The following is a 23,371-nucleotide window of genomic DNA, read 5'->3' on the forward strand; positions in this document are numbered from 1 at the left end:
TTGGTGGGCCGTTACCCCGCCAACTAGCTAATCGAACGCATGCCCATCTATCACCAATAAATCTTTAACAAATATCACCATGCGGTGCCCCTGTTTTATGCGGTATTAATCCGGGTTTCCCCGGGCTATCCCCCAGTGATAGGTAGGTTGCATACGCGTTACGCACCCGTACGACAGTGACATTGCTGCCCCTTCGCCTTGCATGTATTAAGCCTGCCGCTAGCGTTCATCCTGAGCCAGGATCAAACTCTCCATTGTAAATTTTGTTGCGCTACATTTAAGTAGCTTAATTCTATTCAAACGAGTTTTTCTTACTCTTTTGGTCTATCTCATCATGTCAAAGAACAGGGCCAATCGCGCTTTCTTTTCTTCTTCTCTCTCGCGTCGTTTGCGATTGGGATTGCAAAGGTAGAAAAGAAATTTTCAACTCCAATACCTAGGCAAGAAAAATGTCGAAATTTTTGAAAGTTCTTCGACCATTCAAATTATTCAAAAGCATTATCCAATTATTCAGCGGATAGGAAGGGATATTTATAGCTTTTCGGTGAAACCAGCGTCTCCTTGATTGCACGCGGCGATACCCAGCGTAGCAGGTTTAAAACCGATCCAGCCTTATCATTTGTACCGGAAGCGCGTGCGCCTCCGAATGGTTGCTGGCCTACCACGGCGCCCGTAGGCTTGTCATTAATGTAAAAATTACCCGCCGCATTGACCAGATGCCTCGTCGCATATTCGATGGCGTACCGGTCCCTGGCGAACACTGCGCCTGTGAGTGCATAGGGAGAAGTGGAATCGATCACCGGAATGATTTTTTCGAACTCATTTTCGTCATACACATATACAGTGAGCACCGGACCGAAGATCTCCTCGCACAATGTCACATAATCGGGATTGAAGGCCTGAATAATCGTCGGCTCTACGAAATACCCTTTACGCTTATCAAAATTCCCCCCTGCGACGATTTCCGTGTCCGGGCTGGCTTTGGCCCCATCTATATAAGAAGCGATCTTGTCAAACGATTTTTCGTCGATCACCGCATTGATGAAATTCGAGAAATCCTCTACGCCGCCCATTTTGATCTCCGCCAAATCAGCAAGCATGAACCCTTTCACCTCCTCCCACAAATTGGAAGGAATATAGGCACGCGAAGCCGCCGAGCATTTCTGTCCCTGGTATTCGAACGCGCCTCTCACCAGGCCGGTAGCGACTTCTCTCGCATTGGCAGACTGATGCGCCAGCACGAAATCCTTACCGCCCGTCTCGCCCACGATTCTCGGAAATGTCTTATAGGTACCAATATTATCCCCGATTGTTTTCCAGATTGTCTGGAAGACCTTGGTACTGCCCGTAAAATGCACGCCGGAGAAATCGGGATGTTTGAAAATCACGTCTCCCGCAACCGGGCCATCCACCAAAACCATATTGATAACGCCGTCCGGCAACCCGGCTTCTTTGAATACCTTCATGATGACATTCGCCGCGTATACCTGCGTAAATGCCGGCTTCCAGATCACCACATTACCCATTAACGCCGGTGCTGCGGGCAGGTTGCCGGCGATTGCCGTAAAGTTGAATGGTGTAATCGCGAAGATGAAACCTTCCAGCGGCCGGTACTCCATCCTGTTCCAGACGCCTTCCGAAGAAACGGGTTGTTCTTCATAAATATCTCGCATGAAATTCACATTAAGCCGCAGGAAATCAATGATTTCACAAGCCGAATCAATCTCTGCCTGATACGCATTTTTAGATTGCCCCAGCATCGTCGCTGCATTCATTTCTGCGCGGTACGGACCGGCGATCAATTCGGCCGCTTTCAGGAATATCGCGGCGCGTTGCTCCCAGGTCAGCGTAGACCAGCTTTTTCTTGCCTCCAATGCCACGTCAATCGCCTTCGCAACATCTTCTTTGGTTCCCTCATGAAAATAGCCGAGAATGTGCTGATGGTCATGCGGCGGGGCCACCGTTTTCTTGTCCTGCGAATAAATTTCCTCGCTACCTATATATTGTGGTATCTCAATGACCGTCGCACGGGCTTCGGCAAGGGCTTTTTGCAGCTCTGCACGCTCCGGGCTTCCTGGTGCGTAACTTTTTACCGGTTCATTTTTAAGAGCCGGCACATTGAAAATTCCTATTGACATATTACCTGGTTTGTTTTATTGATACTACCTGTTTTCACTGAACAAAAATACCCCGCGGTACGATCCCCGCAAGCGTTTCCGAACAAAGTGCTATTGCCGTATTTATTTCGAAAATCCATTTAAAACACTTCAAAATGACTGAGCTGCTGGGATTTTAGTTAAATTTGCGCTCCCATTTTCCGGATCAATTCATATCAAAAATGATATTCTACAGTACCAAAACCGCTACCCTGAAAGCATCGCTGGAAGAAGCTATTTTTAACAGCCTCCCGCCCGACAACGGTCTCTACATGCCCGAATCCATTCCCGCGATTTCCGCGGATTTTCTGGCAGATATTGAAAATAAATCTTTCAAAGAGATTGCCACCGAGGTGACCGCCACGCTTTTGGGCAGCGAAATTACGAGAAGCGAAATTGAATCCATCATCGATCGCGCATATGATTTCGAGGCACCGGTTGTGAAAATCACCCCGAATGACTACGTGCTCGAATTGTTCCACGGCCCTTCAATGGCCTTTAAGGACTTTGGGGCGCGGTTTATGGCTGCGATCATGTCATACTTTTTGCAGCGTTCCAATAAGGAAATCCGCATTCTCGTCGCAACGTCCGGGGATACCGGCGGCGCCGTCGCACAGGGCTTTTATAAGGTACCGGGCATTTCGGTTACGATCCTGTACCCTAGCGGAAAGGTGAGCGATATCCAGGAAAAACAGTTGACCACGCTGGGCCACAATGTGACGGCCATCGAGGTGGATGGGACTTTCGATGACTGCCAGCGCCTGGTGAAGGAAGCATTCCTCGATCCCGAACTTTCTGAAAAATATAACCTCGCTTCGGCGAACTCCATTAATATCGCACGGCTCATCCCGCAGTCATTCTACTATTTTGCCGCTTACGCGCAACTGAAAAAGATTGGCAAGCCGCTGGTGATCTCTGTACCCAGCGGAAATTTCGGAAACCTCAGCGCGGGCCTGCTCGCCTACCGCATGGGCCTGCCCGTTCAACATTTCATTGCCGCCACCAATGTAAACAACGCGGTACCGCGCTACCTCGAATCGGGCAGTTACGAGACGCACCCTTCCATCGAAACCATTTCGAACGCCATGGACGTCGGGAGCCCGAGCAACTTCGTTCGCCTGACCCGGTTCTTCAACGACGACTGGAAATCGGTAACTGAAAAAATTTCCGGCGCCTATTTCACCGATGAGCAGACGCAGAAAGCAATGCGCGAAGTCTTTGGTAATGCCAACTACGTGATGTGCCCGCATACCGCCGTCGCCTACCGAGGTCTTCAGGAGTTCCGGAAAAAAACGAATGGCGATTTTGTCGGCGTGTTCCTCTCGACTGCCCATCCGGCCAAATTCATCGACCTGGTAGAAGAAACTTTGGGAAAAAGCATTGATGTGCCCGAAAGATTGAAATCACTGCTCGATATTGAAAAAGTGTCGATCAAAATGAAACCGGAATTTTCGGAATTCAAATCACTATTAATGAATGAGTTAAAATAGATATTCGAGATTTCGATGCGCCTGAGATTTGAATATTTGAGTAAATCCGGGTAGAAGGTCGTGAATTTCAAAATCTAAAAGGCCCCGGAGCTCGTCGCACCGGGGCCTTTTTCTACTTTCAAAAAAATTTTGATCAGTTGATCACGTCGCCCCTCAAAATCCGGAAGCGCTTCCTCGACTCGGCGACAAAAATGCTACCCGGATATTTTTCCATCAACTCCTGGTAGAGCTTCATCGCCTGGTCCTTATCGCTGAGTTTTTCCTGATAGAGTTTCGCCATCGCGAAGAGCGCGTCGTCGCCATAGAGGTCATGACCAAATTTGGAATACAACAATTTCAGATCGGCCATCGCCTGTTGGTTACTGTCGAGCTTAATGTAAGTCTTCGCGGTGAGCCAAAGAATCTCGTCGGCCAGACTGTGGTTTTCGTATTTCTTATACAGCTGCTTCAAAGTGTCGATCGCTTCGAACTTCTTGTTTTGAAACAATTGCAACTCCACCGACGAGTAGGCCTTCATCGCCGCCTCCGTGCTATCGAGCCCGGTATTGTCCATGATCAATAAGGAAAGCTCATTCGCATCGTTCGCGATCTCGCGGGTTGTCGCCTTTTTGAGAATGTCCAATACCGCTTTCGCTAGTTCGAACTCACCTTTAAAGTAATGCAGCTTTGCATTTCGCAGCTTTGCTTCGTAACCCAGCACGTCGTCCTTCTGCGATTTTTCGACTTGTGAGTACACCAATGTCGCTTCCCAAGGCTCGCCTTGCAGCAGGTAAATATCGCCCAGGTCGAGCTTGCATTTGTCTACAAAATTCTTCTCGCCCTTCCCTGCCTCAATGGCCGTCTGCAATATCTCGATTGCCTTTTTGAAATCATCCATATAGAATGCATTCAAAATCGCCATGTTGCGCAACGCTTCGATGGTCCGCACATTCACGCCAAGTTCGTCCACAAGCTGCTGGTACTGGCCAAGGAGCTTCTGCACCTCACTACGCTTGATAGGATAGGTATTTTTGACCTGCTCTTCACGCGCAAAAATGGCCATTCTGCGGGCCACAGGATAGAGCTGTCCTTTCGGATATTCCTTCACCAGATGGTCGAAGATCGTGCCTGCATTGGAATAATCGACGTTCTGCAAAGCCAGCATTCCAAGGTTGTAAAGCCGCGATCCGTTGTGTTTGAAACGGCGGTCGAGCGCACGCTCCTGGATGAATGCCTTGTAGAAATCCTTGCGCTGCACCTGGTACCAGATCAGCAATTCATTATAAAAGCCCTCGCTCGGAAATTTCTGGATCTTATCATACAATACCTTTTCCAGCAATGCCTGCTCCTTCTCGTCCTTCATAAAGTCCTGAAGCATATTCTGGACCACCTCGGTATTCTGGTAGCGCATGCCGTACGAAAGCAACTCGTCGATCATCTTTTCGGGCTGGTTCAGGTCGCGGTACACGCTGGCGAGTTCCAGCTGGAAAATGTCATAGCGCTTGGCACTCTCCCTCGCTTCAAGCAGGATATTCTTGGCCCATTCCGACTGGTTCTGCGCCCGGAATTCCTCCGCCAGATCGCGTTTAAGCTCCGTTCTCGCACCCGATGCGGTGATGACCTGCTCGTACTTTTTGGACGCCTCTACGGCTTTTCCCTGGTTCTCAAGCATAATGCCCCAGTTGAGATAATACCAGGCCGCATTCTTGGGATCGCCCTTGATCTGCTTTTTGAAAAACTGCTCGCCATCGCCCCAGGTCTTGCTCTTCACAATGCAGCTCGTATAATTCTTAAGCGCGATCTTCTCAAACGAATTTTTCAGGAAAGAAGAATAGTAACTCAGCGCCTTCGGACAATCCCCGTTTTTGAAGTATTCCTCGGCCAGCTCCCGCTCCCCCTGCCCGAACGCCGCGGCCGCCCCGGAAAGCAGAAATCCTATCATCAAACAGCTCGTAACCCTTTTCATAATAGATAAAAAAATCTTTTTCCTTTAGTTATTATCTTCAGTATGCCTGTGGATTTGTGAATAAAGACCTTATCCACTGCAGATTAACATACTTATCCACAAATTGTGTATAACTTATGTAGGTTATCCACTGTAGAAATTTTTGAAATCAACATTTAAGTAGCTGAAATACAAGTTAGGAATTATTCTGTTCACATTAGAATGTGGGTAAACGCCTTTAGTTGCCTATTTTTGTTATCCACAGTTTCTAAAGTGTATCAACGTACTGTTAACTCAGATTTAGATGTTGGTTATCCACTGCAGGGCGAAATCCGGTTTTTTATCCACAGAAATATAGGGTTATCCACACCCTTATGCACATTTTAGGCTCTCTTACCAACAAAATTCCGGCGTTATTCACATAGTTATCCACAGACTGTAGACAAAAATGTCGTTATTTTTCTTCAGGAATCGTGATGTTGATATCGTTCAGCTCGAAATTTGCCTTCAATAAGATCTTATCGGGGTTATAATAGATCGGTTCGGGCTGAAGATTTTTGTCCATCTGGCCGGTGTCCCACCGTTTGTTGCGGTTTTTATCGATCGTGATGCGCAGAAAATATTTTCCTTGAGGTATATTCTTGAAAACATAGGGCGACTCGTGCAGCGTTTCGATCACCTTGTACTGCTCGTCGACCAGGTCGAGAATAAAGTGCATGGAGGTATCCGCATTGGTTACCCTGCCTCGGATCACGCCGTAATCTTCCTCATTTAATACGGGGTGTCGGAGCATCGTTTTCGGCAGCGTGTCGCCTTCTACGGTGACGATGGAACCCTTTGGAATATCGAATTTAACAGTGTCTTTCGCGAACGATTTCGCGTCTATGGTGAGGATGTTATGGTTTTTGTTCCAGCTGTATTTGAATGCACTCAATGGCTCGTGTGTGAGACTGTCGGAGATAATAGCGATTTTCTGGTCATCGAGCGAGCGCACCGGTTTGTTTAGAATGAGCTTATAGATGAAGGTATTAGTGACCGGTTTGTTGGCTTCGGGCAAGGTCGTCAGTGAAACCGGATCAAGCTGGCGTGTTTTCCCACGCTGTGCCTGAAATGCAATTTTTTGCTCGAATTCCGTCGTTTTTCCCAAAGAATCGAGGGTTTTGAGTTTAACAATCGTCGTGTCGGGATGCGGTTCTACATTGAAAAATTTGAGATTTGTACCATTTGGTTCCAGCAGGTACGGTAGTGAATCTTTGTTCACAAATGTCACTTCCGCATGCTCGATCGCCTTGCTGAATACCACCGTATAGTTATTTACTTTCGGAAGCGTGCGCTGCACCTTCAATTGGGTGTTGTCGGAGAGGTACATATTGAGATTGTAGGCGACGGAATCGGTGCCTGCCTTGATGGTTTTGCCCCAGAAGCCCATGCGCTCGTCCTTCGCATTGTACAGCATATTGCGGCTTTTGTCGTCGATTGCGATGAGTTTGTAATCTCTTGTTTGAATGTTTTCTATGGAAAAAACGCCGCTGCTGTCGGTGCGTGAGAAGTAGTAGGGCTTTTGTTTGGCGATATCGAGTGTATCGCTCACGTTATAGAGGCCCACCAAGGCATCGAAAAGCGGTTTACCGGTACGAATGTCTTTCAGTGTCCCATACACGCGTCCGGAATCGAGCGTGCTGCCTGTACTGAACACGATTTTGAGGTTTTTTGCGGGATTTTTTTCAGCGAAATCTTTGATCGCGTCGCCGAAATTGAGGGTGTAAGTCGTGCTGTCCTTGAACTGGTTTTTGAATGTGAGGAGTACCGACATGCCGTTTTGCTTGTAGGAGTAGGGATTATCCGCTTCCGGCGTAATCACCAGTTTCTGGTTGATATTGTCGACGACCACGTACTCGTCGAAGAACAATTCCACCTTTCTTCCTTTAAAATTTAAGGTCTTATTGATCGGGTTGCTTTCGACGAGATTGGGTGGAATGGAATCCCTTTTACCGCCCGTGGGAGGGACCATTTGTGCGCAGCGTTCGAACATTAAGAGGACCAGGATAGCAAATACGATGGTTCTAAGCATTTCAGATGAATTTAAAAAGCCCCCAATACAGTGGGTATTGAGGGCCGTTTGATGTGTTGAGACTGTTCAGTTTTTCGAGATAATATAGATCAGGCTGGAAGTATTCAGGTCCTTGTCCGTGCTTGACCGGCCTTTCAAATTGGATTGGAAACCAGTGAGTGCACTCTCGACGATATTCATTTTGGTATGCTTGTATTTGGTGCTGAGCATACTTACATAGAAGGAATCGAACCACATGGGAAGTATCTTTTTAACTGCCAATCCGTGCCGTTGTACGAGGTTTTTCATGGTGGCGCGGGTAAAATGATACAGATGCCGCGGAACGTCGTAGGCGGCCCAGAAACGGCCGTATTTCACGGCATCGTACGACTGTGGGTTGGGTACCGCAATGATGATCCGGCCGTTGGGTTTCAAATGTTTTTGCAACCAGTCGATCGTTTCGTTCAGTTTATGGACGTGTTCCAGTACGTGCCACATGCTGATAATATCGAATTGTTCGGCTCCGAGCGTGTCTTCCTCGATGCTCCCGAAGATGGTCGCTCCTACCCTTTTTGAAGCGATATCGCGCGCGCCGGCATCGGGTTCCGTGCCGAAAGTTTGCCATCCGTCCTGCTTCACGGCGCTCAAAAAATTGCCGGTACCACAACCGATATCCAGTAGTTTTCCCTTCGGCTGAACGAGGCTGTTGATCAGTTTAACCTTCTGTTCGATCGTGTGATTTCTGACGGAAGTGTACACTTTGCTCATCAGATCTTTGGCTTCGTCGTGATGAGAAATATAGTCCTGCGACTCGTAATACGCGCCGATCGTGCTTTCAGAAGGCCGCGGATTTGTAAAAAGAAAGTAGCAGGAATTGCATTGCTGGATTGTAAATTCTTTGTGCGAAACGGTATAATCCTCCACATTCAGGTAATTGCTGAAACTGGATTGCTGGCATACCGGGCATTTATCGAGCGTTTCTAAAGACATTAGCGGCCTATGTAAAGCATTAAAACAGATATATCCGAAGGGCTGACACCGCTGATGCGCGACGCCTGGCCGATCGTGGACGGACGGGTTCTTTTTAGTTTTTCCCGGCCTTCAAAGGACAAGGAAGTGACCCCGTCGTAATTGAAATTCTCTACAATGGCGAGGTTTTCCAGCTTATTCATTTTCTCCACCAGCAGCATTTCTTTCTCGATGTAGCTGTCGTATTTCAAATTGATTTCCGCTTGCTGCACCGAATCGATATCATATTCGGCAAGCAACCCCGTCACAACCGGGCTGGCCGCGAGTAGCTGGTGGATCGAAATCTGCGGCCTTCTGAGGAGCTGCGCAATGGCAATCTTCTCGCGGATCGGGGCGGTACCGATTGCTTCCAGCGCAGGGTTGATTTCATCCGGCGTCAGCTTGGCTGCATTCAATTTGGCAATGATATCTTCGGTCTCCTGTTTCTTTTTGCGGACGGCCTCTACCCTTTCGTTACTGGCCAAACCGATTTCATAGCCTTTTTCGGTAAGGCGTAAATCTGCATTATCCTGGCGCAGCAATGTGCGGTATTCCGCGCGGGAGGTGAACATGCGGTATGGCTCTTCGGTGCCTTTGTTAATGAGGTCGTCGATGAGCACGCCGATGTACGCTTCCGATCTTTTCAGGACGAATGGATCGAGATCGTTCACATTCCGGTGTGCGTTAATGCCCGCCATCAATCCCTGGCAAGCCGCTTCTTCATAGCCCGTGGTACCGTTGATTTGCCCGGCGAAAAAGAGATTCTTTACCAGATGCGTTTCAAGCGTCGACTTCAATTGCGTTGGCGGGAAATAGTCGTATTCGATGGCATAACCGGGGCGGAACATTTTGGCATTCTCGAAGCCTGGTATCTTCCGAAGCGCTGCGTATTGCACGTCTTCCGGGAGCGAAGTCGAGAAGCCATTGACATACACCTCTACGGTATCCCAGCCTTCCGGTTCGACGAAGATCTGATGCCGGTCCTTGTCGGCGAAGCGGTTGATCTTATCCTCCACGGACGGGCAGTACCGGGGGCCAAGTCCTTTAATGCGGCCTGAAAACATCGGCGATTTTTCGAAGCCGGTTTTCAGTACATCGTGAACGTCCTGGTTGGTGTAGGTGATCCAGCAGCTGCGCTGTTTGGCGAGCGGCTTGGTGTCGGTATAGGAGAACTTGGCCGGGACTTCATCGCCGGGTTGTTCTTCCATTTTGGAGTAGTCGAGCGAGCGGCCGTCCACGCGTGGGGGCGTGCCGGTTTTCATGCGTCCTGCCTCGAAGCCGAGTGTTACCAGTTGCTCGGTTAAACCCGTTGCGGATTTCTCCCCGGTGCGTCCGCCGCCGAAGTTCTTTTCGCCAATATGGATGAGCCCGTTCAGGAAGGTTCCGTTCGTCAGCACTACCGCCTTCGAGCGGATTTCAATGCCGAGACTGGTTACTACTCCGCAAGCTTTGCCGTCTTCGATGATGATGTTCTTGGCGGTGTCCTGCCAGAAGTCGACGTTAGGATTGTTCTCGAGAATCGACCGCCACTCCTCGGCGAATCTCACCCGGTCGCTCTGGCAGCGGGGGCTCCACATGGCCGGGCCTTTGGAGAGGTTGAGCATGCGGAACTGGATCATCGTTTTGTCGGAGACAATCCCCGACTGTCCGCCGAGCGCGTCGATCTCCCGGACGATCTGTCCTTTCGCGACGCCCCCCATGGCGGGGTTGCAAGACATCTGTGCGATGGTATGCATATTCATTGTGATCAGCAGCACCGACGAACCCATCGTCGCTGCGGCAGCGGCGGCTTCGCATCCAGCATGGCCTGCGCCTACCACGATCACATCATATTCCTGAAACATATAATTAGTCACTTGTTAAACCACTTTAATTAAAGTGTTCCACGTGGAAATTTAACTAGAACAGGCTAAGATACTCATCTTCTTTAGCCCTCATGGCCGTTTTAAGCGCTTCACTCGAGTCTTCATACCCCGCGAGGTGGAGAAGTCCATGAATGAGCACACGGCGCATTTCTGTGTCAAAATCGGTGTGGAACGTTGCTGCATTATCACGTACCCTGTCTACACTAATGTAAATATCTCCCTCCAATTCGTTGTCTTCCTCACTATTGTCAAACGTAATGATGTCAGTGAAATAATCGTGGTCGAGATACTGCTTGTTGATTTCCAGAAGGTATTCGTCCGAACAGAACACGTAATTCAATTGAGATAACTCATAACCTTCTGAAATTGAGGCGTTTTTGATCCATTTCTTAGTCTTTAACGGATTAACTACCTTAAAATCAATGTCTTCCGAGAAGAAACTTACCATGTTTTATAGCCATGCACCATCGCCCGGGTAAGCAGTGCCGGGTGCATGATATTTAAATATTTGATCGTAAATAATTTACAAACTTACGAAGTCTGTCATTAAGAACATGAAAAACAAGGGATAGCGTCTGTAAACCCCTGTTAAAAAGAGTTAACGCTATCCCCTACCCTAGCCCAACAAAACGGGCGTGTGATCAGTTCTTGGCCTGGTATTTACGGAAGTAGCTGTCCACCTCACGTTTGTAGAATGGTGAGAATGTAGGCGGTATCGTGCGGAGCAGTTCGGTTTGCTTCTCCTTCTCGCGGATATATTTTTCAAATGCTGCCGGCGGCTGCTTCGGCTGCTGTTTCGCGCTTTGTGCCTTGCGCTGCTCGTCCTCGTCCTGCTCCTTCATCGCCTTCTCGGATTCCAGCAGGCGCGTCGTAATTTCCTGGTTGCGTTTAATCAGCTCGGGCGTCACGCGCTTGTTCACGAGATCGGTTTCGGTTTCGTCCATCTTTTCGGAGATCTCCTGCAACTCCTTGCCGAACTGCTTGCCCTGCTCGGTGCCTTTCTGCTGCTCCATCAGCTGCTGGATCATCTTACGGATCGCAGCTTGCTGCGCGGCCATCCTCGCGAGTTGCTCCGACTGGTTGCCCTGCCCTTCCTTGCCCTGGCCAAGCTGCTTCATCTGGCCGTTCAGTTGCTCCTGCATTTCGCCGGGGCTCGGCTGCTGGCCTTTCTGCTTACCCTTCTTGCCTTTGCCGGCACCGGGCATGGCCATTGCCATTTGCTGCTGCATTTGGTTGAACACGTCGCTCAGCATTAATGCCAGGTTGTTCATCGAAGTCATCGCAAACTGCTGCTTCGAGGTAGCGACATTGATCTGCCGGTCTTTAATACTTTTCACGCTTTCGTTCATGTACGACTTCATATCGTTCAGCTCACGGGTAATGAACGACTGGATCTGCACCACGCGGTTCGCCAACGCGTACAAGCTGTCCTCAACGATCTTCGCGTCGTCTTTCAGTTTTAGCTGCTGCTGGCCGAGTTTCACGAAGCGCGGGTCTTGCAGGCTCACACCACGGAAGTCTTTCATCAATGTCTCCTGGTCGAATGATAGGGTGATCAGGTTTTCGAGAATGTCGCGCAATGCGTCGAGGTTTTCCTGCATTTGCTCCATTTCCGCCGACTCCATTTGTTCCTGCATCGACTGCGCCATTTTCTTCATCGATTTGGCGGCATTTTTCTGGCTCTGGGATGCTTTCTGGTTCTGTTGCTTGTCGAGCTGCTGCTTGCCTTGTTCCATCTGCTCAGAAGCGTTTTTTTGCTCCTCTTTCTGCATATCGAGCTCTTGTTCCAGCTCCTTGCTCATTTCCTCTATTTCCTTGCTGTTTTCCTGGGCTTTTTTGAAGTCGTCCTGGATTTTTTCCTGCTCTTTTTTCAGGTCTTCGTTCTTTCCTTTCTTATCCTCGTCGTTTTTGTTCTTGTCGTTCTGCTCCGATTTTTCTGCGAGTTGTTCTTCTTTATCGGCCAGGTCGTTCAGCTTTTCCGTCAGGTTTTCCATTTTCTGCTCCATTTGCATTTGCTTGAAGAGCTTCATGGTCCTTTCCAGTTCTTTTTCGAGGTTATTTTCCTTGTTACGGAGCTTTTCCAGCATGGTCGACATGCGTTCGCTCTGTTTTTGTTCCAACAGCTTTTTCAGCTCTTTGTACAACTTTTCCGTATCCTGGTCCATCAAATCGTTCATCAGTTTCTGCAACTGCTCGATCTTGGCCTGCAATTCCGGACTCTGCTGATTGAACTGCCGCGATTTCTCATTCGCATTCTGGTGCTTTTCCTTCAATGCTTCGAGCTCTTTCATCAGCTCCTCACGTTTCCGCAGCACCTCCTCGATCTGCTTCTGTTCTTTAAAATCGAGATCCTTATTGCTTTTCAGCTTATTGTCGAGGTTATCGAGGTCCTTTTGCAGGCTCTGGGCCTTTTTCATGGCCGACTGCATCTGGTTCTCGGTTTCCTGCTCCGATTTGCGCACTTCCGCTTCCAGCTGATCCTTGGATGGTACCGTAAACTGGATCGACCGCGAGCGGGCGCTTTTCGCGCCGTTTACGCCGTCATTGTCCCACACCTGGGCATAATACTCGATCTTGTCGCCCGGCGCCAGTTTAAGGCTGTCAACATACCATTGAAAAAAGAAGCTCTGGGTATTGACGGTTTTGTTGAATGGAATGGGAATGCCTTTCGGCTGCGACGGCGCGTCCTCGTTGGCGCGTTTCACGGTATAGAACATTTTCAGCTGCGAGAAACCGTAATCATCGCTGATCGAACCGCCCATGACCAGGTAGTTGTATAATGTTGTATCCTGGAAATTTTCGAGGTTCATCACCGGGTATTTGTCGGGGATGACGTTGATGAAATAGCCGATCTTGTCTGAATTGGTCGTCTCGTCGTTTTTCAGGTTCACCTGGTATTGCGCCGATTTCCGGACGGTACGCCGGATTTCGAAATGCTCGCCGTCACTTTCTTTCGCTTGGTACAATGCCGAGTCGTTCTCGAATTTAATGGCCAATGCTTTGGTAGAAGAAGTATTGAAATTCCATTCGATCGTCGTGCCTTCCGGTACCGACAGGTTGCCTACATTGTTCAGTCCTTCGGATGGTTTGTTCAAATACGCAGGATAATGCAGGTTTACATCGAATGAGAGCAGCGACGGCCGTTCGTTCACTACAATGCGGTATTCGTCCGAGGCATAGCCGGCCGCGTCGAAAGAGAATGCGACGTCGCGTTGCAGGTTTTTAAATGTGTAGGAAAAATCCTTGGCGCTTTCCTGAGTCAGTTTAAAGCGGGTTCCGTTCTGGACCAGGTAAACGGCCGACGGTAATGCTTCGCCTTTCAGTGCAAGTTTTAATGTAAAATCCTCATTACGAAATGCTTTCAGGTTTTTGTTTTGCAGTTCAAACGAAAATGGCGCGTAGGTGTAATTCTTCTGGAAATGGATAATGCGGTCCGAGCTGGACGAGAAAAACGACGGATTGAAAAGCAAAATCACGGCAATGGCCGCGAGCGGGTATACCGCGTATTTGAGCCTCTTTTTATTCTCATTAAAACGAATGGCATCCGAAAAGCGAACGATCAGGAGCTGGCTCGATTTCTGCCGGATACTCGCATCGATCAGGTCCGACTGCGTGCCTGTGAGGTTCCGCAGTTGCAAAGTGTTCACGAGCTTATCTCCTACCTCCGGGAAATATTGCCCGATCTGCAATGCTGCCTGCTCGTCGGAAAGCGGTTTTTTCAAACCATACAAATGGATCAGCGGCTGGATCACCCATTGCACGAACGAGAATGCCAGCACGGCCAGGAAGCCGAAAAACAGCATCCCGCGCACCACCGAGCTGAACCGCCCGAAATATTCGATCGTGTTGAAAAATAGAAAGACAGTCAGCAGCAGGCCGATCGAGAAGATCGCACCTTTGAGCAACTGGTTCTGATAATATTTCTGACGGTATTCCTGAATGCGGAGCAACAGGCCTTCCATTGAGGTAGTGAAAGGAGCCATAGTGGTCTAGGTAAAACTGTGAAGTTCTTATAACGCCTGCGGCATATAAAAATTACCAAATGCCCACACACGCTGAAAACAGAGAAATATAGCGAATTTCCATCACATTTACCCCAGAAAATGCTTAAAAGTCCGGGTATCGTCACACCAATGGCGCTTCCATCAGGTTTTGCCCCGGCAGATGCAAGCCGGCAACACACCGCACATTTAGTTTTATAGGGAAATCAGCACCCCGACCGACGCGTAGTTGATCCAGTTGAAATTATAGATCTTGTCATTATCCGCGCCGCCTTCGAGCATGCGGTAACCCAGCTTAATCCCGAGCGTATTGTTGAAGTTGTAGGCAATGCCGCCGAAGATGTCTTCCGCCCTTCCCTGCTTCGCCGCCAATGCATCCCCTTCGACGATCACCGACCAGTGGTAGGCCGGTTTCCAGGAAGCGTAAAAATTAATGAGGGGCACAAAGCCGAGGTTGTCATAATGCGTGTCGGCATATTCGCTCTTGAAACGGATGTCGGCATCGCGGACTTTGGCGGTGAGCCCCGCCCCTACCCTCCACTTCCCGTTCGCGAAAAAATCGTAGCGATAGGTAAGCCGGTACGAGTTGAACCGGTAGTCGACATTGAGCGGCTGGCCGGGGAGGAAGTTATTGTTGTTAAAATTGGTGTTCTGCAAGAGCGCCCCGCGGTAGTGAATGGTGAGCGGCGCGAACAATGCGGAAATGTTGTGGCGGTTGCCGATCCGGTACCCCGCACGAATGCGATAGAACGCACTCCGGTCGAGGTCGAGCTGCTCTGGCAGATTCACACGCGTTCCCGTTCCGCTGGGAATTTGTACTTTATTGTAACTAGTCCCCAAAATGAGCCCGCCTTCGAGATCAAAATTGAATTGTGCGAATGCGCGCGTATATGCGCTGCATATGAGGACGATGAGTAGCGAAATGACGGTTTTCATAGAAAGCACTTGCAGATAAAAAAACAAACAACCCGGTGACGGATTGTTTGTACAAAATTGATGCCTGAATGAAAATAAAATCGGCCGCTGCGCGGCGAAATTAAGCCGGAATTGCTTCGGATGAGTTTTTTACCTCCTTTACAAAAGTTTTAATGTCGTTTTCAAGGTCGGTGCTTTGCTGCAACACGCGGATGAACGCGCTGCCGATGATCGCACCGGCGGCGTGGCTTGAAGCTTTCGCGAACGTATCGTGGTCTTTGATGCCGAAACCGATCAGTCGCGGGTTGCGGAGTTTCATCGCGTCGAGTTTTTCGAAGTACGACTCCATGTCGCCGCTCACGCCGGATTTGGAACCGGTAACGCTGGCGGAGGAAACGGTGTAGATAAAACCTTCGCTTACCTCGTCGATCTGGCGAATGCGTGCTTCCGACGTTTGCGGTGTTACCAGGAAAATGTTCAGCAGGCCGTGCGCATCGAAAATGGATTTGTATTCGTCGAGGTACACGTCCATCGGCATATCGGGAAGGATCAGGCCATCTACGCCTACTTCGGCGCATTTGGCACAGAAAGCCTCGATACCATACTGCAATACCGGGTTGATATAACCCATCAGCAATACCGGAACCGTAATCTTCCCGCGCATGCCTTGCAGCTGTTCGAAGAGAATACGTACGGACATCCCGTTTTCCAGCGCCCGGTCATTGCTTTGCTGGATCGTCTCGCCGTCGGCCACAGGATCGGAATAGGGCATTCCTATTTCCACCAGGTCGGCGCCGCCATCCTGCAATGCCTGCAATACGCGGGTAGTGTCGTTCAGTTCCGGGAAACCGGCCGTGAAGTACACGTTCAATAACCCGCTGCCGTCGGTATCAGAATTCTGAAAAAGATTTACAATGCGGTTCATTCCTGAGTCCAGTAGTCAACAACCAATACTTTGTCCAGGGTTGGTTCCAGGACTTTTACGAATGCTTTGTGCTCCGGGTGAGGCAGGTACACTTCACGGCCGGCTTCGCTGTCGAAACTCACGAAAAACACGTGTGTGAAGCCCTGTGCCAATCCTTCGGGGCTGTTGTTGGTACCCCATTCAAATCCTTTCACCTCTTTGATTTTCGAAGGGAGTTTGCGGAATGCGTCTTCCACTTCTTTTACTTGCGCAGGCGTTGCAGAATCCTTGAATTTGAAAAGAACAACGTGACGCAGCATTTTTTTAGGTGGATTTGAAGGTGAAACAAACGACATGGTGCTGAAAAGGACCATGGAAGCAAGCAAAAAGAGTTTAAATCTCTGCATATGTGGTATGGATTAAAGGTGATCCGGAACGGGTACTAGGCCGAGCAGTTGAGGCATTCGCCTTCGTCGCTGAATTTCAGACGATCGAATTCGCCCAGTTTTTCTTTCATTTCAAGGATCTCGTCTTCCATATCGCAGCGTTCGAAGAGCGACAGTTCACCTGAGTTTACCTTTGCTTCCAGTTCCTGGATTTTCAACCTGAGATCGAAAACCTCTGGCAATGTCAATGTAGCCATGTGATGTTGTATTGAGTTGAGAATTAATCGATGTATTTCATATAAGTGCCCATATCCTTGTCGCCGCGGCCGGAAAGGTTCAGTACCACCGTTTCATTCTCAGAAGCGCCCAGGCGGCCCAAAACGGCCAGTGCATGCGACGATTCCAATGCGGGGATAATGCCTTCCAGGCGGGTCAGCTCGAATGCCGCCTGTACCGCCTCGTCGTCCGTTGCCGACAGGAATGTACCGCGGCCGCTGGCGGCGAGCCAGGCGTGCTGAGGGCCGATGCCCGGGTAATCCAACCCCGCGGAGATGGAAAATGGTTCCGTTACCTGGCCATCTTCGGTTTGCATCAGGATGGTACGGCTGCCGTGCAGCACGCCGGGCTTGCCCAGTGCGACGGTCGCTGCCGAATGCCCCGAGGTAAGTCCTAACCCCGCCGCTTCTACGGCCACCAGTTTGACATGTTCATCGTCGAGGAAATGGTAAAATGCACCTGCCGCATTGCTGCCGCCGCCTACGCAGGCGATGACGTAATCGGGCGTTTCCCTGCCGATGTGCGCATTGAGCTGTAAACGGATTTCCTGTGAAATAACCGACTGGAAACGTGCGACCATGTCGGGGTAAGGATGCGGACCTACCACGGAGCCGATGATGTAATGCGTATCGACGGGGTTGTTGATCCAGTGGCGCATGGCCTCGTTGGTGGCATCTTTGAGGGTGCGCGACCCGCAGGTAGCCGGGCGTACTTCTGCGCCGAGCATCTTCATGCGGGCCACATTGGGCGCCTGGCGCTCGATATCGAGCTCGCCCATGTACACGATGCATTCCAGGTTCATCAACGCGCACACGGTAGCGGTGGCCACGCCGTGCTGGCCGGCGCCGGTTTCGGCTACAATGCGTTTTTTGCCCAGGCGCTGCGCCATCAGGATTTGCCCGATGGTGTTGTTCACCTTGTGTGCGCCGGTGTGGCAGAGGTCTTCCCTTTTGAGGAAAATATTGGTTTTATATTTTTCCGAAAGCCGGTGTGCCGGGTAAAGCGGCGTTGGGCGGCCTACGTAATCGCGGAGCAGATCGTTGAATTCTTTTTGAAAAGAGGGGTCTGCGATTATCTGCAGGTAGTTTTCACGGAGTTCTTCGACATTCGGATACAGCATTTCGGGAATGAATGCGCCCCCGAATGTGCCATAATAACCACGGTCATTTACCTGATACGACTTCTTTTCTGCAATTGATTCCATAAAAATTAAGCTTCCGCTTCTTCTTGTTCTTTTACACGAACTAAACTAAACAACTCTTCCAGTTTGGCGATGTCTTTCACGCCGGGCTCGGTTTCAAACTTGCTGTTGACGTCGATGCCGTAAATGGGAAGGGTTTGGGATAATGTGATGATCTCCTCGATGTTGTCGAGGCCTACGCCGCCGCTGAGGAGGAATGGCTTCTCGTTGTCGTATTTGCCCAGGAGTTTCCAGTCAAATGCCGTACCGTTACCGCCGGGGTTATCGCCTTTGGTGTCGAACAAAAACAGGTCGCAAAACGATTTGTAGTTGTTCAGCATGGCAAAATTGAATTTTTCGTCGATCGAAAATGCCTTGATCACGCTGACGCCCTTCTGGCGGATGCTCCGGCAAATGTCGGGCATTTCGTTGCCATGCAGCTGCACATATTGCAGATCGTATTTCTTGACCATGTTCAGAATATGGCCGGGGTTCGCATTTACAAATACACCTACTTTTTTGATGTTCTGGGGAATGCTGCGGATGTATTCTTCATTCAATTCCTCGCCAACAAAACGGGGCGATTTGTCATAGAAAATAAACCCTATAAAGTTGGGCTGTAAGGCTACTACCTGCTCAATGTTGCCTTGCTGGCGCAATCCGCAAACTTTAATTTTCATAGAACCAGAGGATTTAAATTGCTATGTTGAGTTAAGTCTTGTTGCAAACCCGCAAGTGCGGCTCCGGGGTTTACAGTTTTCATAAATGTTTCTCCAATCAAAAAGCCCTTGTAGCCGTGCTGATACAGCTTTACAATGGTTTCCGCGTCCTGCAAACCGCTTTCCGAGATCTTTACGAATTGCTCCGGGATCAGCTCGGAAAGCCCGATCGACGTTTCGATGGATGTTTCGAATGTTTTCAGGTTACGGTTGTTGACACCGACGATATCGATATGCTCGCCCACGCTTACGGCCAGCTCTTCCGCATTATGAACTTCCAGCAGCACTTCCAGGCCCAGGTCGTGCGCCCTTTTGCTCAAAGAGGCTACTTTTACCGGCGTCAGGTTCGCGGCGATCAGCAGGATCACGTCAGCGCCGATGGATTTGGCCTCAAAAAGCTGGTATTCGTCTACGATAAAATCCTTTCTCAGCATCGGGATCTGCGGATTAGCCTCCCGTGCCGCCAGGAAATCGGCGAACGACCCGCCGAAAAAGTCAATATCGGTGAGCACGGAAAGCCCCACGGCGCCGGCATTCACATAGTCTTTGGTAACCACCTCGGGCAGCACATTGCCATTGATAATGCCTTTGGAAGGCGACTTCCTTTTGAATTCAGAAATAATGCGGGGTGAAGCAGATGACCTTAGCGCCGCGGCAAGCGAAGTAGTTGGACGCGAGAACAATGGCTCTTTTTCGAGATCGGAAACGGACCGTTGCTTTTTCGATTCGCTGATTTCTTCCTGCTTACGGGCGATAATTTTTTCTAAAATATTCATCTAAAAATGCTGTAACTGCAATTATCTAAAGGGAGAAACGCTTCCCCGCTAACTATTCTTCGATTAATTTTTTAAAGGCCTGCAACGCTTTCTTGCTTTCAAGCGACTCCCGGGCTGTCTCCACGGCATCGGTCAGCGACAATGCCGGATTGGCACAGTAGAGCGCCATGGCTGCGTTGGCCAGCACCGCCTGCTTTTGCGAAGGCGTCGCCGTGTCGTTCAAAACATTCATGAAAATCCGGGCCGAATCTTCTACTGAAACACCGCCGGATAAATCGTCGGCGCGCAGTGTTTGAAGCCCTAGATGAGAGGGGGTAAGTACTTGCTCTGAACGAGCGGTGATGATTTTAAAAGCACCTGTCAATGACACTTCGTCGTAGCCGTCTAATGCGTGGAGAACAAGAAATTGCTTATCCGTTTGTTGGTAAAGATAAGCAAAAAGACGCGCTAATTCAAGACTAAATACGCCCACAAGCTGTTTTTTCGGCGATACCGGATTCACCATCGGACCGAGCATATTGAAGAACGTTTTCACCCCCAATTCCTTCCTCACCGGCGCCACATTCTTCATAGCCGGGTGAAAGAGAGGGGCATGCAGAAAGCATACGCCGGCCTGGTCGATCTTCCTTTCGAGGTAATCCCTGTCGTTCGTAAACTTCGCGCCCAGGTATTCCAGCACTGTCGAAGACCCGCACATGGACGACACGCCGTGATTCCCGTGTTTCGCCACCTTCTGACCAGCCCCCGCTACGACAAAACACGATAATGTCGAAATATTGAAAGTATCCTTGCCGTCGCCCCCCGTTCCGCACACGTCTATCGGGTCGTATGCCGACAAATCGACGGAAAGGCACAGTTCCAGCAACCCGTCGCGGAAGCCTTCAAGCTCTTCCACGGTAATGCTGCGCATGGCATAAGTTGTTAAAAATGAGGCGATTTCGGAATTGGAATATTGGCCGGTACCGATGCCCATTAAAACGTCTTTGGCTTGTGTTTTGTCAAGGACTTTATAATCAAAAAGATGGCTAAGAATGTGTTTCATGACAGTTTAAAATAACTAATATCGTTGGGTAAGGTGGGTTATTTCAGTGCGGAGATCAGATTTGCAACCAGTTCTGCAGCATTTCCTTACCATGCTCGGTCAGTACGGATTCGGGGTGGAATTGCAAGCCTTTGACATCATATTTCTTGTGCGAGAGCCCCATTACGCGGCCTTGTTCGTCGACGGCCGTGATAGTGAGGTCGTCGGTGAATGTTTCGGGGATGACAGTCCAGGAGTGGTACCGGCCGACTTTGATCTGCGGAGGCAGGCCTTTGAAAATGCGGTCGCTGGTGTCGGTAACGATGGCCGTATCGGCGATACCGTGCAGGACGTCGGTCATATTCTCCAATTCGGCGCCGTACACCTCTCCTATGCCCTGGTGCCCGAGGCAGATGCCGAGAATGCTTTTGGAGGGCCCGTAAGTGCGGATAACCTCATGCATAATGCCCGCTTCCGAAGGAATGCCAGGGCCTGGCGAAAGGAGGATCTTGTCGTAATTTCCGACGTCTTCCAGTGTGATTTTGTCATTGCGGTAAATATCCACCTGGTCGTGCAGCTCGCGGAGGATATACACGAGGTTGTAGGTGAAAGAATCGTAATTATCGAGAACTAGTATTTTCATTGTGATGGTGAATTCAAACGTGATTAGATTCCTTCTGCAACCTGAATGGCCTGGCGCAATGCCGCCAGCTTGCTATTGATTTCCTGCAACTCGCTTTCGACGTTGGATTTCGCCACGACGCCCATTCCGGCGCGGAAGAAAAGCGTGTTATCCTTGCTGAGGAATGTCCGGATCGCGATGGCGTGGTTGAAATCGCCATTGAAATCCATAAAACCGATAGCCCCGCCATAAATGCTGCGGTTGCTGGTTTCCATCTGGTCGATCAGTTTCATCGCATTATGTTTGGGCGCGCCCGACAATGTACCTGCGGGGAACGTGTCGGCCACGAGTTGAAGCGGGTTCACATCCTTGTTCATTTTGCCCACCACTTTCGATACGAGGTGGATCACGTGCGAGTAGTATTGTACCTCTTTGTAATTCGTGACTTTTACGGCGTCGCAGCTGCGGCTCAGGTCATTCCGTGCCAGATCGACCAACATCACATGCTCAGCGGTCTCTTTTGGGTCGTTAAGGAGGTTTTGCGCAGCTTCTGCGTCGGCCTGGTCGTCGCCAGTGCGGCGGAAGGTGCCGGCTATCGGGTGAATTTCGGCCTGGCCGTTCTTGATGAATATCTGTTTTTCAGGAGAAGAACCGAAGATTTTGTAATTGCCGTAATCGAAATAGAAGAGGTAAGGCGAAGGGTTAATGGAGCGCAATGCGCGGTAGACATTGAATTCGTCGCCCTGAAATTTGCGGCTGAACCTGCGCGAGGGAACAATCTGGAACACATCTCCGCGGAGGCAGTGATCGATGCCTTTCTGGATCACTTTTCGCATTTCGTCGTCGGTAACGTTCGAGGTCTCGTCTGCTGTAATGCTGAAACCGTACTGCGGAAAATTCCGGTTCTTGATGAGCACCTCTATTTGGTCGATGCCGCTTTCTTCGGTAGGCTCGCCGTATTGGTGTTCAAAAATGTAAAGCTCGTTTTTGAAGTGGTTAATGGCGATGACGTATCGGTAGACCTGGTAAAATATCTGGTCGATTTCCGTTTCAGGGCTGGCTGGCTGGATTTCGATGTCCTCGAAATAGGTCACCGCGTCATAGGTCATGTGCCCGAATAACCCGTTGGTGATGAATGGAAACTTGCTTTTCTCCGATTGGAAGCTCTGCGCAAAGCTGTAAAGGGCCTGTACGGCGTCTTTGCGGTTGGTTAGGTTAAAACTGACAACCTCTCCGTCCGGAAATTGTTGTGTAACCGTGCTGTTGTTCAGTTTGAAGGAAGCGATCGGATCGCAGCAGATGTATGTGAATGAGTTTTCGTTGCCGTGGTAGTCCGAGCTTTCCAGCAGGATGGTATTGACGAATCGGTCGCGAAGTTTCAGATAAATCGAAACGGGCGTCAATGTATCGGCCAGGAGCTTTTTGTGGCGTGTGGTGATCTGATAAGTCTTGTCCAGGGTTTTCATTGCAAGTTGTAATGTAAAGTGTATAAAAAAAACGGCTCGCTGTCAGATGAACAGCGAGCCGTTTGAAGTATATTTTGATTCTATACCATGCAATAGCCTTACTTGCCCATCTCGGAAGGATAAGTACGCCACCACCAAATAGTATTGAATAATTTCATAGTTGAATATTGCCTCGCGGCTGTTACGGTCACAAATATAGAAAAAAGAATATTCGCTGCAGTGTTTTGCAAAATATTTCTGCAAGATTTTGCAAAAGCTTACCACCAATGATGGGCAAAATAGGGGGGTAAACTATGTATAATCCTATTTAAAATGCTGCCATAGTGACAGCCGGAAACGCAAAAAAGCATCCTTTTGGGGGATGCTTTTTGTTTTAATAATTGTGGCGACTACCTACTTTACCAGGTTTGATCCAAGTATCATCGGCGGAACCGGGCTTAACTTCTCTGTTCGGGATGGGAAGAGGTGAACACCAGTCCAATAGTCACCAACAAGCTCTTTGAGTGGAGTTGAGCGTTTAGGAGCGGTCCGCCGCAGCGGTTTAAAGTTCATGAGTGATTCTCACTCATTGACTTTTGGCTCTGAACTTTGAACTCTTTTCATGTCATATTG

18 protein-coding genes and 2 rRNA genes are annotated in these 23,371 nt (G+C 49.5%); 1 reads left to right on the forward strand and 19 read right to left on the reverse strand.

All coding sequences use genetic code 11. From position 1 onward, the window contains the following. Positions 1-258, reverse strand: a 16S ribosomal RNA gene (locus tag H144_RS0131150); the annotation flags it as partial. Positions 259-506: 248 nt separating this feature from the next. Continuing rightward, positions 507-2,138 carry an L-glutamate gamma-semialdehyde dehydrogenase gene (pruA, locus tag H144_RS0131155; protein WP_026351144.1) on the reverse strand — a complete coding sequence of 544 codons (1,632 nt, stop codon included), beginning with the start codon at positions 2,136-2,138 and terminating at the stop codon, positions 507-509. Between the two features lie 200 nt (positions 2,139-2,338). Here pruA and thrC point away from each other — a divergent pair, with 200 nt between their 5' ends. Further along, the gene (thrC, locus tag H144_RS0131160; protein WP_019946058.1) at positions 2,339-3,646 is read left to right on the forward strand and encodes a threonine synthase; all 1,308 of its coding nucleotides are present in this window, start codon (positions 2,339-2,341) and stop codon (positions 3,644-3,646) included. Positions 3,647-3,779: 133 nt separating this feature from the next. Here the strand turns inward: thrC and H144_RS0131165 are convergent, their stop codons facing one another. The 17 genes from H144_RS0131165 to rrf all read right to left on the reverse strand — a co-directional run bounded on the left by H144_RS0131165 (position 3,780) and on the right by rrf (position 23,251). Beyond that, positions 3,780-5,567 (reverse strand): tetratricopeptide repeat protein, encoded by a 1,788-nt coding sequence (locus H144_RS0131165; RefSeq protein ID WP_019946059.1) that lies wholly within the window; start codon positions 5,565-5,567, stop codon positions 3,780-3,782. A gap of 457 nt (positions 5,568-6,024) precedes the next feature. Further along, positions 6,025-7,641 carry an Ig-like domain-containing domain gene (locus H144_RS0131170; RefSeq protein WP_033403594.1) on the reverse strand — a complete coding sequence of 539 codons (1,617 nt, stop codon included), beginning with the start codon at positions 7,639-7,641 and terminating at the stop codon, positions 6,025-6,027. 66 nt (positions 7,642-7,707) lie between these two features. Beyond that, positions 7,708-8,610, reverse strand: coding sequence for a class I SAM-dependent methyltransferase (locus H144_RS0131175; protein ID WP_019946061.1), 903 nt, complete (start codon positions 8,608-8,610; stop codon positions 7,708-7,710). Continuing rightward, positions 8,610-10,472, reverse strand: coding sequence for a tRNA uridine-5-carboxymethylaminomethyl(34) synthesis enzyme MnmG (mnmG, locus tag H144_RS0131180; protein ID WP_019946062.1), 1,863 nt, complete (start codon positions 10,470-10,472; stop codon positions 8,610-8,612). Before mnmG ends, H144_RS0131175 begins: the two co-directional genes overlap by 1 nt. A 55-nt stretch (positions 10,473-10,527) precedes the next feature. Continuing rightward, the gene (gene ybeY / locus H144_RS0131185) at positions 10,528-10,941 is read right to left on the reverse strand and encodes an rRNA maturation RNase YbeY (RefSeq protein WP_019946063.1); all 414 of its coding nucleotides are present in this window, start codon (positions 10,939-10,941) and stop codon (positions 10,528-10,530) included. Positions 10,942-11,134: 193 nt separating this feature from the next. Next, a complete protein-coding gene (locus H144_RS0131190) occupies positions 11,135-14,455 on the reverse strand; it encodes a DUF4175 family protein (RefSeq protein ID WP_019946064.1) in 3,321 nt (1,106 codons plus the stop codon). 234 nt (positions 14,456-14,689) lie between these two features. After that, positions 14,690-15,430 (reverse strand): porin family protein, encoded by a 741-nt coding sequence (locus tag H144_RS0131195; RefSeq protein WP_026351145.1) that lies wholly within the window; start codon positions 15,428-15,430, stop codon positions 14,690-14,692. 100 nt (positions 15,431-15,530) lie between these two features. Beyond that, positions 15,531-16,334: a tryptophan synthase subunit alpha gene (gene trpA / locus H144_RS0131200; protein ID WP_019946066.1), complete on the reverse strand. Its 804-nt coding sequence runs from the start codon at positions 16,332-16,334 to the stop codon at positions 15,531-15,533. Beyond that, positions 16,331-16,687, reverse strand: coding sequence for a Dabb family protein (locus tag H144_RS0131205; RefSeq protein WP_019946067.1), 357 nt, complete (start codon positions 16,685-16,687; stop codon positions 16,331-16,333). Before H144_RS0131205 ends, trpA begins: the two co-directional genes overlap by 4 nt. Before the next feature lie 68 nt (positions 16,688-16,755). Next, on the reverse strand, positions 16,756-16,956 hold the full coding sequence (locus tag H144_RS0131210) for a hypothetical protein (RefSeq protein WP_015813244.1): 201 nt from the start codon (positions 16,954-16,956) through the stop codon (positions 16,756-16,758). Positions 16,957-16,979: 23 nt separating this feature from the next. After that, positions 16,980-18,179, reverse strand: coding sequence for a tryptophan synthase subunit beta (gene trpB, locus H144_RS0131215; protein WP_019946068.1), 1,200 nt, complete (start codon positions 18,177-18,179; stop codon positions 16,980-16,982). Positions 18,180-18,184: 5 nt separating this feature from the next. Then, a complete protein-coding gene (locus H144_RS0131220; protein ID WP_019946069.1) occupies positions 18,185-18,835 on the reverse strand; it encodes a phosphoribosylanthranilate isomerase in 651 nt (216 codons plus the stop codon). Then, the gene (gene trpC, locus H144_RS0131225; protein WP_019946070.1) at positions 18,832-19,650 is read right to left on the reverse strand and encodes an indole-3-glycerol phosphate synthase TrpC; all 819 of its coding nucleotides are present in this window, start codon (positions 19,648-19,650) and stop codon (positions 18,832-18,834) included. Before trpC ends, H144_RS0131220 begins: the two co-directional genes overlap by 4 nt. 52 nt (positions 19,651-19,702) lie before the next feature. Beyond that, positions 19,703-20,692: an anthranilate phosphoribosyltransferase gene (trpD, locus tag H144_RS0131230; protein ID WP_019946071.1), complete on the reverse strand. Its 990-nt coding sequence runs from the start codon at positions 20,690-20,692 to the stop codon at positions 19,703-19,705. 55 nt (positions 20,693-20,747) lie between these two features. Next, positions 20,748-21,314: an anthranilate synthase component II gene (locus H144_RS0131235; RefSeq protein WP_019946072.1), complete on the reverse strand. Its 567-nt coding sequence runs from the start codon at positions 21,312-21,314 to the stop codon at positions 20,748-20,750. 23 nt (positions 21,315-21,337) lie between these two features. After that, positions 21,338-22,759, reverse strand: a complete 1,422-nt coding sequence (locus tag H144_RS0131240) for an anthranilate synthase component I family protein (RefSeq protein ID WP_019946073.1) — start codon at positions 22,757-22,759, stop codon at positions 21,338-21,340. A gap of 380 nt (positions 22,760-23,139) precedes the next feature. Next, positions 23,140-23,251 (reverse strand): 5S ribosomal RNA (rrf, locus tag H144_RS0131245). Between the last annotated feature and the right edge of the window lie 120 nt (positions 23,252-23,371).

This window comes from Dyadobacter beijingensis DSM 21582, from assembly GCF_000382205.1.
GTDB classification, from domain to species: domain Bacteria; phylum Bacteroidota; class Bacteroidia; order Cytophagales; family Spirosomataceae; genus Dyadobacter; species Dyadobacter beijingensis.